The sequence below is a fragment of the Caballeronia sp. LZ016 genome, assembly GCF_031450805.1.
Lineage (GTDB): Bacteria > Pseudomonadota > Gammaproteobacteria > Burkholderiales > Burkholderiaceae > Caballeronia.
The window spans coordinates 462679-477096 of the sequence record NZ_JARTVY010000002.1; the positions used below are offsets into that span (position 1 = coordinate 462679).

Annotated in this window: 9 protein-coding genes; 4 read left to right on the plus strand and 5 right to left on the minus strand. The window is 66.5% G+C overall.

What is annotated here, in order from left to right:
- The first annotated feature begins 51 nt into the window (after positions 1 to 51).
- The gene (locus P9220_RS15550) at positions 52 to 2787 is read left to right on the plus strand and encodes an MGH1-like glycoside hydrolase domain-containing protein (protein WP_309765894.1); all 2736 of its coding nucleotides are present in this window, start codon (positions 52 to 54) and stop codon (positions 2785 to 2787) included.
- Between the two features lie 118 nt (positions 2788 to 2905).
- Here the strand turns inward: P9220_RS15550 and P9220_RS15555 are convergent, their stop codons facing one another.
- Entirely contained in the window at positions 2906 to 3220 is a 315-nt protein-coding gene (locus tag P9220_RS15555) for a hypothetical protein (protein ID WP_309765895.1), read from the minus strand.
- A gap of 43 nt (positions 3221 to 3263) precedes the next feature.
- Positions 3264 to 5564 (minus strand): FdhF/YdeP family oxidoreductase, encoded by a 2301-nt coding sequence (locus P9220_RS15560; RefSeq protein ID WP_309765896.1) that lies wholly within the window; start codon positions 5562 to 5564, stop codon positions 3264 to 3266.
- A gap of 149 nt (positions 5565 to 5713) precedes the next feature.
- On the opposite strand from P9220_RS15560, the gene P9220_RS15565 reads away from it, so the two are divergent.
- The 3 genes from P9220_RS15565 to P9220_RS15575 all read left to right on the plus strand — a co-directional run bounded on the left by P9220_RS15565 (position 5714) and on the right by P9220_RS15575 (position 9021).
- Positions 5714 to 7171: a PLP-dependent aminotransferase family protein gene (locus P9220_RS15565; RefSeq protein ID WP_309765897.1), complete on the plus strand. Its 1458-nt coding sequence runs from the start codon at positions 5714 to 5716 to the stop codon at positions 7169 to 7171.
- Complete coding sequence (locus P9220_RS15570; protein WP_309765898.1) at positions 7168 to 7431, plus strand: ArsR family transcriptional regulator; 264 nt, start codon at positions 7168 to 7170, stop codon at positions 7429 to 7431. Before P9220_RS15565 ends, P9220_RS15570 begins: the two co-directional genes overlap by 4 nt.
- Positions 7432 to 7569: 138 nt before the next feature.
- Positions 7570 to 9021 (plus strand): PLP-dependent aminotransferase family protein, encoded by a 1452-nt coding sequence (locus P9220_RS15575; RefSeq protein ID WP_309765899.1) that lies wholly within the window; start codon positions 7570 to 7572, stop codon positions 9019 to 9021.
- Between the two features lie 7 nt (positions 9022 to 9028).
- On the opposite strand, the gene P9220_RS15580 is transcribed toward P9220_RS15575, so the two are convergent.
- The 3 genes from P9220_RS15580 to P9220_RS15590 all read right to left on the minus strand — a co-directional run bounded on the left by P9220_RS15580 (position 9029) and on the right by P9220_RS15590 (position 14338).
- Positions 9029 to 10165 carry a TAXI family TRAP transporter solute-binding subunit gene (locus tag P9220_RS15580; RefSeq protein WP_404980258.1) on the minus strand — a complete coding sequence of 379 codons (1137 nt, stop codon included), beginning with the start codon at positions 10163 to 10165 and terminating at the stop codon, positions 9029 to 9031.
- 97 nt (positions 10166 to 10262) lie between these two features.
- Positions 10263 to 12215, minus strand: coding sequence for a zinc ribbon domain-containing protein (locus P9220_RS15585; protein WP_309765900.1), 1953 nt, complete (start codon positions 12213 to 12215; stop codon positions 10263 to 10265).
- A 539-nt stretch (positions 12216 to 12754) separates the two neighbouring features.
- Positions 12755 to 14338 (minus strand): aldehyde dehydrogenase (NADP(+)), encoded by a 1584-nt coding sequence (locus P9220_RS15590; RefSeq protein WP_309765901.1) that lies wholly within the window; start codon positions 14336 to 14338, stop codon positions 12755 to 12757.
- Positions 14339 to 14418 lie beyond the last annotated feature (80 nt).

Consider the following 14418-nt stretch of genomic DNA (forward strand, 5'->3'; position numbering starts at 1 on the left):
CGTTAAATTTGGCGTCTCTGAAGATCACACCCGCCGCACCGAGGAAATCCCATGCCGAAGCCGCGCACCGTCAATCAGATCCATACCGTCGAAGGCTCGCGGCTGCATGCCGGCGATTGCCCGCGCTGGCAGCGCTGGGGGCCGTATCTGAGCGAACGCCAGTGGGGCACCGTGCGCGAGGACTACAGCGAGTTCGGCACCGCGTGGGAATACTTCCCGCACGATCATGCGAGAAGCCGCGCGTATCGCTGGGGCGAGGACGGCATCGCCGGCTTCGGCGACGACAAGCTCAACTGGTGCATCTCTCTCGCGCTCTGGAACGGGCGCGATCCGATCCTCAAGGAACGCCTTTTCGGCCTCACGAATCAGGAAGGCAATCACGGCGAGGACGTGAAGGAGCTGTACTTCTATCTCGACGGCACGCCGACGCATTCCTACATGCGCATGCTGTACAAGTATCCGCACGCGGCGTTTCCGTATGCCGATCTCGTCGATGAGAACGCGCGGCGCGGCGCGGACATGCCCGAGTACGAAGTTCTCGACACCGGCGCCTTCGACGACGGACGCTACTTCGACGTGCAGGTGGAGTACGCGAAGCACACGGAGGACGATATCGTGATGCGCGTGACCGTCGAGAATCGCGCGGACGAGGCCGCCGCCATCGACGTGCTGCCGCAAATCTGGGCGCGCAATACGTGGTCGTGGAAGCCGACTCCGACCAAGCCCTCGCTCACGCTCGAAACGGTGCAAGGCGCGACGTATGTCGCCGCGCGGCATCTGGGCCACGAGCCGATGGTCGTCACCGCATGGTCGCCGCATGCGCCAGGCGTCGAATGGATCTTCTGCGAGAACGAAACCAACGTGAAGCGCCTGTTTCACATGGAGGGCGCAGGGCCGTTCAAGGACGGCTTCAACGACTACCTCGTGCATGGCGATGCAGACGCGATTCGCCGCGACACCGGCACGCGCGCTGCCGCGCGGTTTCATCTGCAGCTCGAAGCGCATGCGAAAGCGACGGTCTATTTGCGCTGGCGTCCCGAATCCGCGCCCGACGTCACGCCGCTCGATGCCGATGCGCTCATCGCGCGGCGCATCGCGGAAGCCGACGAATTTTACGGCGCGCTGCAGCACGATATCGCCGATGCCGATCAGCGGCTCGTGCAGCGGCAGGCGCTCGCGGGCATGCTGTGGTCCAAGCAGTACTACCAGTTCGATGTCACGCGCTGGCTCGACGGCGACCCGCTTCAGCCCAAACCGCCGAAGCAGCGGCGCTTCGGGCGCAACTTCGACTGGCGGCATCTGTGCAACGCGGACATCGTATCGATGCCGGACAAATGGGAGTATCCGTGGTACGCGTCGTGGGACCTCGCGTTCCATGCGGCGGCTTTCGCGCTGATCGATCCCGAGTTCGCCAAGCGCCAGTTGCTGCTGCTCGTGAAGGACCGCTATCAGCATCCGAACGGCCAGTTGCCCGCCTACGAATGGGCTTTCGGCGATGCCAATCCCCCCGTTCATGCCTGGGCGACGTGGCGCGTGTACGAGATCGACCGCGCGATCACGGGCGTGGGCGACCGCGACTTCCTGGAGCTCGTGTTCCACAAGCTGCTGCTCAACTTCTCATGGTGGGTCAACCGCAAGGACGCCGACGACCGCAACATCTTCCAGGGCGGCTTTCTCGGCCTCGATAACGTCGGCATCTTCGATCGCTCGTCGCCGCTGCCGACGGGCGGTCACATCGATCAGGCCGACGGCACCGCGTGGATGGCCGCCTACGCGCTCGACCTGATGCGAATCGCGCTGGAACTGGCGTATGCGAACAAGGTATTCGTCGATATCGCGGTGAAGTTCTTCGAGCACTTCCTGTACATCGCGGAAGCGGTGAGTTGCGAAGACGGTTGCGACACCGGCCTCTGGGACAGCGAGGACGAATTCTTCTACGACAAGCTGCGCCTGCCCGATGGCTCCAGCGTGCCGATGCGCGTGCGCTCGATCGTCGGCCTGATTCCGCTGTTCGCGGTGCACGTGCTCGAGCCGAGCGTGCATCGCGCGCTGCCGGGCCTGCGCGACCGGCTGCACTGGTTTCTGGAGCATCGGCCGGACTTGTCGCGGCTCGTGTCGCGCTGGAACGTCGCGGGGCAGGGCAATAGCGTGCTGCTGTCGCTGTTGCGCGGACATCGCATGAAAGCGCTTCTGAAGCGCATGCTCGACGAGACCGAATTCCTCTCCGATCACGGCGTGCGCGCGCTCTCGCGGGTGCATCTCGACGAGCCGTTCGTCTTCTATCACAACAGCGAGAGCTTCAGCGTGCAGTATCAGCCCGGTGAGTCGACATCGCGCGTATTCGGCGGCAATTCGAACTGGCGCGGGCCGGTGTGGATGCCGGTCAACTATCTGCTGATCGAGTCGATACTGGAATTTCATCGCTATTACGGCGACGATTTCCGCGTCGAGTATCCGACCGGATCGGGACAGAAATTCTCGCTCGCCGAAATCGCCGATGAACTCGCGCGCCGCGTGACCACGCTTTTCCTGCTCGACAAGAACGGCGAGCGGCCCGTGATGGCGGCGTATCCGTTGCTGCAAGCCGATCCGCACTCCCGCGATCTCGTGCTCTTCCACGAGTATTTTCACGGGGACAACGGCCGCGGTGTGGGGGCGTCGCATCAGACGGGATGGACGGGGCTGGTCGCGCTGCTCCTGCAACCCCGCGCGATGGGGCCGTCGGGCGCGGTCCCGCTCGCCGGCGTCGCCGATGCCGAAGTTCAGGAGTTTGCAGGCGCCAAGTAAAGCGCCGCAAATAACCGGCTTTTGCCCGAAAAGCAATCGGTGAACGGCGACTCTATTGTTCGGACAACTCTGATTCCGCTCTCGTCTCCTTCTGCGTATGTTGTGCGGACACAAACTTTCAGCGGTTTGGAGAAGAAAAATGAACGGAACGGCAGACGTCCACGGTCTGGGTCAACACAATGCATTCGCCGCCAGCAGCCTCGGCCGCCGCACGGAGCACGGGGAATCGCCGCCGTTCGGGCTCGTCATGCTGGTGTTCCTCGCGGCAATGGCCGGCGGCGCCTACGTGAGTTGCGCGCTCGACGACATCGCGTTCGGCTGGATTGCGTGCGTCAGCATCCTCGCGGCGCTCGGGGCAACCATCGACCGCCTGTTCTGCGGAACGGCCGCGCTCGAACGTCGCCTCGGTGCGCGGTCGCGGGCGCGTCAGCATGCGCTCGGCAACGCCACGCAGCAATGTAACCTCAGGCGGCAATTCATCGACTGGCGGAACGCAACAACACAGGAATGGACTTCGATGTCGGCGTACCGGCGCCATCCGCAACGGATGCGAGCGGCACCAGCGGATTCGTCTCCGGATAGTACGCGCCAAGGCAGCCGCGCGGAATGTCATACTCGACGAGCGTAAAGCCGTCCACGCGGCGCTCCACGCCGTCGTCCCACACGCTCGTGATATCGACGAGCTCGCCCGGCTCGAAGCCCAGCATGTCGATATCCTCACGGTTGGCGAACAGCACGCGGCGCTGGCCGTACACGCCCCGGTAGCGGTCGTCGAGCCCATAGATCGTCGTGTTGTACTGATCGTGCGAGCGCGTCGTCATCAGCGTCAGAAGCCGCTCGCCGTGCAGCGCACGGGCGCGGTGAATCGGCGTATCCACCGCGATCGCATGCACGATGAACCGCGCCTTGCCGCTCGGCGTCTTCCACACGCGGTCGCGCGCGGCGACGCCCAGATGGAAGCCGCCCGGCGTCTTCAGGCGCTCGTTGTACCGCTCGAATCCGTCGATTACTTTTTCGATGCCGTCGCGTATCAGCGCGTAGTCGTTCGCATGCGCGAGCCAGTCGACCTTCGCGCTGCCGAGCGTCGCGTGCGCCATGCGCGCGACGATGGCCACTTCGCTCAGCAGGTTAGGTGACGCCGGCTTGTTCATGCCGTAGGAGATGTGCACCATGCTCATCGAATCCTCGACGCTCACGCCTTGCGGCACGCCGCTCTGCATATCGATTTCGGTGCGGCCGAGCGTCGGCAGAATGAGCGCGTCGCGTCCGTGGACGAGGTGGCTGCGATTGAGCTTCGTCGTGATGTGCACGGTGAGATCGCACGAGCGCATGGCCTGCCACGTGCGCGGCGTGTCGGGCGTCGCAATCGAGAAATTTCCCCCCAGGCCGATGAACACCTTCACGCGGCCTTCGAGCATCGCATGAATGGTTTCCACGACGTCGTAGCCGTGCTCGCGCGGCGGCTCGAAATCGTAGGCGGCGGCGAGGCGGTCGAGGAACGCCTGGGTCGGCTTTTCCTCGATGCCGACCGTGCGATCCCCCTGCACGTTCGAATGCCCGCGCACCGGGCACAGGCCCGCGCCGCGCCGGCCGATGTTCCCGCGCATCATCATCAGGTTCGAAAGCAACTGGACGGTCGGCACCGAGTTCTTGTGCTGCGTGAGGCCCATGCCCCACGTCGCAATCACGGCGCGGCCGTTCGCGTAGATATCGGCGAGGCGGAGGATCTCGTCCATCGGCACGCCCGATTCGGCGATGACCGTCTCCCAGCTTTCCGCGCGCAGATCGGCGGCGAAGGCGTCGAAGCTGACCGTATGCTGCGCGACGAAATCGACATCGATCACACGCTCGCCGCCCGCGACGCGCGCCGCGTCGTCCAGTTCGATCACGCGTTTCGCGACGCCCTTGATCAGCGCGAAATCGCCGCCGACTTTGGGACGGATGAACACCGAACTGATCTTCACGCCCTTGGGGTTCAGCATGTCGAGCGTGTGCTGCGGGCTGGCGAAGCGTTCTAGCCCGCGCTCCTTGAGCGGATTGATCGAAACGATCGTCGCGCCGCGCTTCGCGCACTCGCGCAACTCGCCGAGCATGCGCGGGTGGTTCGTCGCCGGATTCTGTCCGAAGAGCAGCAGCGTGTCGGCGTGCTCGAAGTCGTCGAGCGTGACGGTGCCCTTGCCGATGCCGACCGTGTGCGGCAGGCCGCGGCTCGTCGCTTCGTGGCACATGTTCGAGCAGTCGGGGAAGTTGTTCGTGCCGACCATCCGCACGAACAACTGATACAGGAACGCGGCCTCGTTGCTGGCGCGCCCCGACGTATAGAACGCGGCGCGGTTCGGATCGTCCAGCTTCTTCAGGTGCGATTCGATCAGTTCGAACGCCGCATCCCACGGGATCGGCACATACCGGTCGCGTGTCGCGTCGTAGACGAGCGGATCGGTCAGGCGGCCGTGCTGCTCCAGTTCGTAGTCCGACTGCGCCATCAGTGACGACACCGTGTGTTTCGCGAAGAATGCCGGCGTCACGCGCTTGGCCGTGGCTTCGGCGGCGACCGCTTTCACGCCGTTCTCGCAGAACTCGAATGTCGATGCATGCTCGCGATCCGGCCACGCGCAGCCGGGGCAATCGAAGCCATCAGGCTGGTTCTGCCTGAAGAGCGTGCGGTAGTTGCCGCCCGACACCTTTTCCTTCACGAGGTTGATGGCGACCTGCTTGAGCGCGCCCCATCCGGCGGCGGGGTGATGATACGGTTCGATGCGCGGTTCGGGCTTCTTCATGACGGTGTCGGACGGCTTGCTGAGACGATGACCCACAGCGTACTGTGTCCCGAAACGAACGCGGCGCACAGAAAACATGAAATGGAAGGAGTACAGTTGCGGCGATTTGCCCTAGACTTCCGCTTGATCCAGCCGATAAAACCGCGCCCGTGAAACTCTACGAACGACTCGCCGACGAAATCGAAGCCGCCGTGCGGCGCGGCGTATTCACGCCGGGCGAGCGCATCGCGTCGGTGCGGCAGGCAAGCCAGCAGCACGGCGTGAGCATCAAGACCGTGCTGCATGCGTACGCGTTGCTGGAAAGCCGGGGCATTCTCGAGACGCGGCCGCAATCGGGCTACTTCGTGCGGGCGAAGCCGGACCATCGCGCGGCAGGGCGCAAGCGGGACGGCGAGGCGGGCGCGGGCGCGATCGCGGTCGCGGTCGCTTCGGAAGTCGACGTGAGCCGACTCGTGCTGTCGACGCTGCGCAGTATCCGCGCGCACGACGCCGTGCCGTTCGGCTCGCCGTATCCCGATACCGAGCCGTTCCCGTGGCGGCGCATCAACCAATATGCGAACGCCATCGCGCGGCGTCATGCAAGCTGGAATCTGATCGACGATCTGCCGCCCGGCAATCCCGAGCTGATCCGCCAGATTGCGCGGCGTTATGCGGAAAACGGCGTGCCGGTCGATCCGGGCGAGATTGTCATCACGGTCGGCGCCACCGAAGCGATCAACCTGAGCCTGCAGGCTGTCGCGAAACCGGGCGACACGGTCGCCGTCGAATCGCCCACGTTCTACGCGATGCTCCACGCGATCGAGCGTCTCGGCATGCGCGCGATCGAAGTGCCGACGCACCCCGCCGATGGCATCGACATCGACGCGCTCGCGCAGATCGTCGGCGAGGGCAAGATCGCGGCGTGCATGGTGATGCCGAACTTTCAGAATCCGCTCGGCTTTCAGATGCCGGATGCGCGCAAGCGCCAGCTCGTCGATCTGCTCTCGATGCACGATATTCCCGTCATCGAGAACGACGTCTATCAGGAACTGCATTTCGGCGATGCGCGGCCTTCGACGCTCAAGAACTACGATACGAAGGGCATCGTGCTGCACTGCGCGTCGTTTTCGAAGAGCCTGACCGCGTCGCATCGCATCGGCTGGGCGATGCCGGGGCGCTTTCGCGCGCAGGTCGAGAAGCTCAAGTTTCTCAATACGCTGACGACGCCATCCGTGCCGCAAGTGGCCGTTGCTGATTATCTGCGTCACGATGGCTTCGACAGGCACTTGCGCCGCGTGCGCAAGCTGTATCGGCAGCAGGCGCGCATCATGATTGCGATGGTGGAGCGCTTCTTTCCGCCCGGCACGCGCACGTCCGCGCCGCAGGGCGGTTATGTGCTGTGGGTGGAACTGCCGGAGCGCGTCGATTCGATGCTGCTGTATCGCGCGGCGCTCAGCGAGCGCATCACGGTCGGCCCGGGATATATGTTCTCGACGCGCAACGCGTTCGCCCATTACATTCGCCTCAACTACAGCTATCCGTGGACGCCGCAGCGCGAGGCGGCGCTGCAACGGCTCGGGCAACTCGTCGGCGAACTGGACGCCCGCGCGAAGGGAGCAAGGACATGAACGACGACATCGATCCGGCGCTGGTCGCCGTTCTCGCGCAACTATGGCGTGCGAAGCAGGAAACGCCCGCGCGCGCGTGGTCGCTGCCGAAACTGGCGAAGCAATCCGCCTTGCCGATGAGCGCGCTGCGCCGGCAATTGACGGCGCTCGCGGATGCGGGCCTGGCGGAAGTGCGGGTCAGCGAGCAAGGCGCGGGCTCGGCGTGGTTGACTGGGGAGGGCGAATCGCTCTGCAGTGCAATTTTTGGAGCCGACGAATGAACGACGAACGAGTCGACGCACCGAATGCCCGGAAGCGGCCGGACCCGGTCGCTCCCTGCGACGGCAATCGAGACCGCCGCTTGCAGGAAACGCCGCGCGCCGAATGGCCGCCGCTTCGCTGACGGCGTCGCCACCGCGTTGGACATCCACATCATCCTGCACGGCCGGCGCGGCCTGACCGGCCAGATTTATAGCCAGCTGCGCGCCGGCATCATCGAAGGGCGGCTCGCCGCGAACGCGCGTCTGCCGTCCACGCGCGATCTCGCCGCGCAGCTCGGCGTCTCCCGAAAGACGACGCTCGAAGTGTTCGATCGCCTCATCGCGGAAGGCTTTCTGCGCACGCGCGCGGGCGACGGCACGTTCGTCGCCGATGGCCTCGCGCGCCTGCCGGGCGCTCGTCCCGAACCGGCGTCGGCGCGCGCCCGGGCCGCCGGGATCTGGCGCGCGATGCCCGAGCGCATGGCGATGCCGATGCCGCCCGCGGACGTGTCGCTCGACTGCGACTTCAAAGGCGGCGTCACCGACAAGACGCTGTTTCCCTTCGATGCCTGGCGTCGCTGTCTGAATCAGGCGCTGCGCACACAGGCGCGCGCGGGCGGCGGCGTGGCGTCGTATCGCGATCCTGCGGGCGAGCAGGAACTGCGGCTCGGCATCGCGCGCTATCTCGGCTTCAGCCGCGCGGTGGCGTGCAACTGGCAGGATGTCGTCGTGACGCAAGGGGCGCAGCAGGCGCTCGATCTGCTCGCGCGCGTGGTCATCCAGCCGGGGGACGTCGTCGCCGTCGAAGAACCCGGCTATCCGCCTGCGCGGGCGCTGTTCGCGGCGCTGGGCGCACGCATCGCGCATGTGCCGGTGGACGGCGAGGGCATCGTCGTCAGCAGGCTGCCGCGCAACGCACGGCTCGTCTACGTGACGCCGTCGCATCAATTTCCGCTCGGCATGCCGATGACCCTCGATCGCCGCGTCGAACTGCTCGAATGGGCGGCCAGGCGCGGCGCGGTGATCGTCGAGGACGATTACGACGGCGAGTTCCGTTTCGAAGGACGGCCGGTGGAATCGCTGAAGAGTCTGGATCGGGCGGGACTGGTCGCGTATGTCGGCACGTTTTCGAAAACGCTGTTTCCCGACTTGCGGATCGGCTATGTCGTGCCGCCCGCGACGCTTCGCAAGCCGCTCTGGCACGCAAAGCAGATCGCGGACTGGCACGGCTGCATGCTGACGCAGGCGGCGCTCGGCGCGTTCATGCTCGACGGCGAATACGCGAAGCATCTGCGCCGCATGCACAAGGCGTACGCCCAGCGGCGCACGGCCTTGCTCGACAGGCTGACGGGCGATCTCGCGCCCTGCTTCGAGCCGCTTCCCGCGATGGCCGGCATCCATCTCGTCGCGCGCCTTCGCGAACCGTGGCAGGAGGCGCGCGTCGTCGCGGCGGCGCGGGAGGCGTCGGTCGGGCTGTACGGCATCCGCCCGTTCTATGCGGGCGTGGCCCGCGAGCAGGGCATGCTGTTCGGATACGGCGGCACGAGCGCGGAGACGATCGGGCGCGGTATGACGCGTCTCGCCGCGCTCATGCCGTCGCTTCGCGGATGACCGGGCGTCACTGGTCGTCGCAGAGCAGGAGCAGTTTCTCCTGGCTGGTGCACGTCGATTTCTTCCTGGGCGCGCCGGCTTCCGTGCCGCGCGTGGACACCGTCTGCGCCGAGCCCTGCGCTTTCGCGGCTGCCGTGCGCCGCGCGATGCACTGGCGCAGGTGCTTTTCCATCGGCGGATAGTACTTCCAGCCGCGCGTGAGCGGCGGCAACTCCAGCCGTACCTGCTTCCACTTCGGATGACCGCTTGCCTGCAGCGTGTCGAAGTTCGTGCAGAGGGAATCGGCGAACTTCGACAGCGCGCCGACCGTGCCGCGCAGGCCGTAGTCGTAGGTGACGAGGAATGCCTTCACGGTGAGCGTCGGCGTGTCTTCCTGAATCCAGTTCGGATAGCTCGTCGTCCGGATGGTCGCGGGGAAGTACGTCTGCTTCGCCTTTGCCGTCTCCGGAGCGGACGGATCGAGCCGCAGCAGCTTGATCTGCTGCAGCAGTTCCGGGTTCATGTCCTGAAAGAGCTTCGCGGGCTGGCCCGCGACGATCACCGCGACGTCGATCTTGCGCACGATCAGCTTGGCGAGCGCGTCTTCGTTGTTGTAGTGCTGCTCGTTCGCCTCGGGAATCGGCTCGCCGAACATCAGCCGGTAAAGCGTTTCCGCCGATTGCGCCGTGCCGCTGCCGATCGGCCCGACGCTGATGTTCTTGCCCTTGATCTCGTTGATGGTCTTGAGCGGCGAATCCGAGCGCACGACGAAGTAAATCTCCTCGTCGTACAGCGGCATGATGAGCCGCAGCGGCTGGATGATCTTGCCCGCATCCGCGTTGCCGGAACTCGCCATGTCGAGATACGCCTGATACACGTCCGACTGCACCAGCGCGAATTTCACGCCCGGCTCATATCGCATGCGCTGCACGTTTTCCGCCGATCCCTTCGACGGCAGCACTTCGAGATCGATGCCCGCCGGCTCGGCGACGTACTTCGACAAGTCCTGGCCGATCTGGATGTACGTGCCGCGTTCCTGGCCCGTCGTGATCTTGTACGGCACGGGATCGGCGAAACTCGGATTCGCCGCGCCGGCGAGCCCGATGACGGCGCAGAGCGCGAGCGCACCCCGCGCGGCATTGCGCATGAAACTGGTCGAGACCATGATTGACCCTTGAGTCGAGTTGGACGGGTTCTTCGAAACACGCGCGATGCGGCTGCATCGCGCGAAAGGCGGTCATGCGCGGGTTGCGCGGGCTGGCTTAGCGCGCGGGTTTGGGCGCGGCGTCCGTGTTGCTCCAGCCGTATTGCTTGATCGCGCGTTCGACGTCGTCGCTCTTGTCGGCGTCGAAACGCGCCGTCACGGTCGATGCAGCCGACGTGCTCGCCGCCCGCGCGCCCGGACCGGCGACCGGCGTCGTCGGCGCGAGCGTGGCGGTGGCGACGGCGGTCTGCACGGTCGCCACGGGCCTCACGGCCGGCGCGGTGTTCGATGTCGCCAGGAGCGGCGGCGCGTGCGATACGGCGGGCTGCGCGAGGGCCTGGGCCGCCGCCGGCGCCGCTGACGATTGCCCGCCAGCAGGCGTCGTGTGTTGTACGGGCGCGGGCGACGGAGTGGGACGCGGCGTCGGCGCGACATACATGCCGTTCGGCGCGGCGGGCGCGACGTACATGTCGGTCGGCGCGCTCGGCGCCACGTACATGCCGTTCTGCGCGCTCGGGGCGACATAGAGGCCGTTCCCCTGCGCGGCTTGCGCAGGCTTTGTGCTTTCGACGGTCGTCGTGGCCGATGTCGTGGCCGATGTCGTCGCCGGTTTCGCAGGCGCGGTCGCCGTCACGGCGGGGGCCGAGGCGAACGCGGGCGTCGGCGGAAGGATGGTCGCGGCGACGACTGCGTTCGTGGCCGCCTGCGCACGTGCGATCTTTTCCGCGCGCGACAAGTAGCCGGTCTCCGCGCGGGCTTCGTCGAGTGCGGCCTGCCGTGCGGCCGCCGCAGCGGCGGTGGCGTTGGCCGCGCGTGGCGTCGTGTGCCGTTCCGGCGCGGGCTTCGCGGCGGCGACGGCTGCGGGCGGTGCAGCGGTTGCGGGCGAGGAAGAAGGCGCCGAAGGCGCCGCCGTTGCAACGTTTGCCGGAGCCTGCGACGGAACGGGAGCGGGCGCCGGCGCGACCGCCACCGCGCCCGTCGCGGCGGCGGGGTTCGGCGTGTTGTCGACGGCGTTCGCCGCGCCTGCTTTCGCGCCCTGCGGCGTCGCCGCGAGCCAGCCTGCATGGGTGATGACGCGCTCGAGCATCGCCTGCGACTCGGCGTTGCTACCGTCGAGCGCCAGCGCCTCCGCCGCATTCTGCTGCACGCACGCCCAGGCGGAAGTCCGCTCGCATGCGCGGGCCAGTTGCAGCGCGGCGTCGCGTTGCAGTTCGCGGTTCGCCAGTTCGTCCTTGAGCGCATCGAATTCGGGACGCGTCTGCTGCTGCGCGGGCAGCGCCTTGATGCGGGCGCGCGCCTGCGTCAGATCGCGCCGATCCAGCGCCATGCGCGTGGCGTACAGCGGATCGTCCGGTGCGATGACGCGGGCGCTGTCCTGCGCCGTCGGGGCTTGCGGCTTCGGGGTGCCGGGAAGCGCGGATTCGGCGGGCGCATCGGTTGCGCCGCGGCCGAATGCGCCGAATTTCGGGTCGATGGCGCCGGACGCGCTCGATTCGGTCTGCGGTACGGGCTGCTCGTCCGATGCCTGCCGCAGGACGACGATCGCCCCGGCGGCGAGCGCCAGCGCGCATGCGCCCGCGATGATCGTCTTCCTGCGATCCCGGCTGCCGGAGCCGGGCAGGCCGTCGGGATCGTTGCTCGGGTCCGCGTAGGCGTTGCGCGCGGATTCCTCGGCGCGCTTCGCCCGGTGTTCCGCCGCCCGCTGCGCGATGCGCTCGCTCGCGCGCTTCGGGTCCCAGCGTCCGGTCCAGGCGGAGTTCGGCGCTTCGTCGTCGCCGGTATCGATCGGACCGGATGCCGACGCCGATGCCGAAGCGAACGGCGTGGAAGCCTGCTGCTCGAACATGCTCGTGCGCGGCCGTGCGTCTCCCGCGCCCCGTTTGTGGCCGAAGGCCGCGCTGCGGTCCGCGCCGCAGTTGGGGCAACTGTCGGCGCTCTTGCGCATCGTGCTGCCGCAGCGCTGGCAGACGACGGAAAACATGGATGCGGGAAACGTCAAACGCGTGGTCATGCTAAAAGCCCTCGAAGGACATATTCGATAACGTGGCTTCGGCGTCGCCTCGCGCGGGTAACGCGGGGGCTGCCGCAGCAATCCTTCGTATTGTTCCCCGTGCGAAAACTCGCTGTGGGGAAGCGAAATCCGAATATGGTTCAACCATTTCCGGACGTCAATTGCGTTTCGCACCTAGGTTCGGGCGTCCGGATGCGAGCGCGGCCGCGTTCTCGACCCGCCGCGCAGCCCCGGTCCCGATGCGAAAGCGCCGGATCGCGGCGACGGTGGCCCATTCGCAGATTCGCTGCGGTTCGGGCGATGCGCGCAGCGCCACGCTTCAGTCTGTCTGATTGCGACATTTTGCGCGGGGCGGCGGTTTTGAGACGCCATTCTTTAGCCGATAACCGACAAGGCTCCCGGGCCGCTCGCTACCCCACTGATGCCAACGCGGCCGCCACGTGGCGCAGCGCGTGGTTAGTTAGGGCGGCGAAATAAATTTCAAAAGCCCGCAAACGAAAAACGCCCCCGAAGGGGCGTCCCGCGAGACCGTGCTTCGATCAGCTCGCCAGTTGCAGCTTGCCGTCGATACGGCGATTCAGCCCCAGCGGATTGTCGATCTTGAGCGCGTCGGGCAGCAGCGCTTCCGGCAGGTCCTGATAGCTCACCGGGCGCAGGAAGCGATCGATCGCCAGGCTGCCGACCGAGGTCGAACGGCCGTCCGCCGTCGACGGGTACGGGCCGCCGTGAACCATCGCGTGACCGACTTCCACGCCGGTGCCGAAGCCGTTCACGAGAATGCGGCCGGTGCGGCGTTCGAGCGCCGGCAGGAAGCTGCGGGCATCGGCGTAATCGGCTTCGTCGATGTGCAGCGCCGACGTCAGCTGGCCTTCGAGCGATTCGATCAGCTCGCGCATCGACGCCAGATCCGGGCAGCGCACGACGAGCGACGATGCGCCGAATATCTCTTCCTGCAGTTCGAGGTTCTTGCGGAACGCATCCGCCGTCGTCACGAACAGCGCCGACTGGCCCTGATGGCCGCTCTTGGCTTCGAGACCGCGCGCGGCGATCGTCACGTCGGCGTGCGAGCCGGCCTTTTCGATCGCGCTTTCGTAGGTCTTGTGGATGCCCGGCGTGAGCATCGTCTGAGCCGTGGTTTCCTTCAGCGCCGCCGATGCCGCCTCGATGAACTTGTCGAGGTCGGGACCGTCGATGGCCAGCACGAGGCCGGGGTTCGTGCAGAACTGGCCCGCGCCGAGCACGAGCGATTGCACGAACGCCTTGCCGATGGCTTCGCCACGGTTCTTCAGCGCGTTCGGGAACAGCACGACCGGGTTGATGCTGCTCATTTCCGCGTAGACCGGGATCGGCTCGGTGCGAGCTGCGGCGAGCTTCATCAGCGCCGTGCCGCCGCCGCGCGAACCGGTGAAGCCGGCTGCCTTGATGCGGTTGTCCTTGACGAGACCCTGGCCGATGTCGCGGCCGCTGTCGAACAGCAGCGAGAACGTGCCTTCAGGCATGCCGCAATCCTTGACAGCCTTCTGCACCGCGCGGCCGACGAGTTCCGCCGTGCCCGGATGCGCCGAGTGCGCCTTCACGATGACGGGGCAACCCGCGGCCAGCGCCGATGCCGTATCGCCGCCCGCGACGGAGAACGCCAGCGGGAAGTTGCTTGCGCCGAAGACGGCGACCGGGCCGAGGCCGATGTAACGCAGGCGCAGGTCGACGCGCGGCAGCGGCTTGCGCTCGGGCTGCGGCGGGTCGATACGCACGCCGAGGTAATCGCCGTTGCGGACGACATCGGCGAACATGCGCAACTGGCCGACCGTGCGGCCGCGCTCGCCTTCGAGACGCGGGCGCGGCAGGCCGCTTTCGATCATGCAGCGCTCGATCAGGTCGTCGCCGATATCGAGGATGTTCTGGGCGATGGCTTCCAGAAACTTCGCGCGTGCTTCCGGCGCGGTTTCGCGATACACGTCGAATGCGGACCAGGCGAGCGCGCACGCGCGGTCGAGGTCGTCGAGCGTCGCGCCGCCGAAAGCCGGTTCGATGGCCGCGCCGGTCGATGCGTTGACGGCCTTGATGGAACCGTTCGCGCCGAAAACGGATTGCTGGCCGATGAGCAGATTGCCTGTGAGTTGCATGATGTCTCGTCCTTCTCGTGAAATGGATCGCCCACTCGTATGATGACTGACGAGCGTGGCGCTATGCCGACTATACGGCT

Bases quoted from the DNA above. Each gene is read 5' to 3' on its own strand.
- P9220_RS15550 (WP_309765894.1), top strand. From the start codon at position 52: ATGCCGAAGCCGCGCACCGTCAATCAGATCCATACCGTCGAAGGCTCG.
- P9220_RS15555 (WP_309765895.1), bottom strand. From the start codon at position 3,220: ATGCTGACGCGCCCGCGACCGCGCACCGAGGCGACGTTCGAGCGCGGC.
- P9220_RS15560 (WP_309765896.1), bottom strand. From the start codon at position 5,564: ATGAAGAAGCCCGAACCGCGCATCGAACCGTATCATCACCCCGCCGCC.
- P9220_RS15570 (WP_309765898.1), top strand. From the start codon at position 7,168: ATGAACGACGACATCGATCCGGCGCTGGTCGCCGTTCTCGCGCAACTA.
- P9220_RS15580 (WP_404980258.1), bottom strand. From the start codon at position 10,165: ATGGTCTCGACCAGTTTCATGCGCAATGCCGCGCGGGGTGCGCTCGCG.
- P9220_RS15585 (WP_309765900.1), bottom strand. From the start codon at position 12,215: ATGACCACGCGTTTGACGTTTCCCGCATCCATGTTTTCCGTCGTCTGC.
- P9220_RS15590 (WP_309765901.1), bottom strand. From the start codon at position 14,338: ATGCAACTCACAGGCAATCTGCTCATCGGCCAGCAATCCGTTTTCGGC.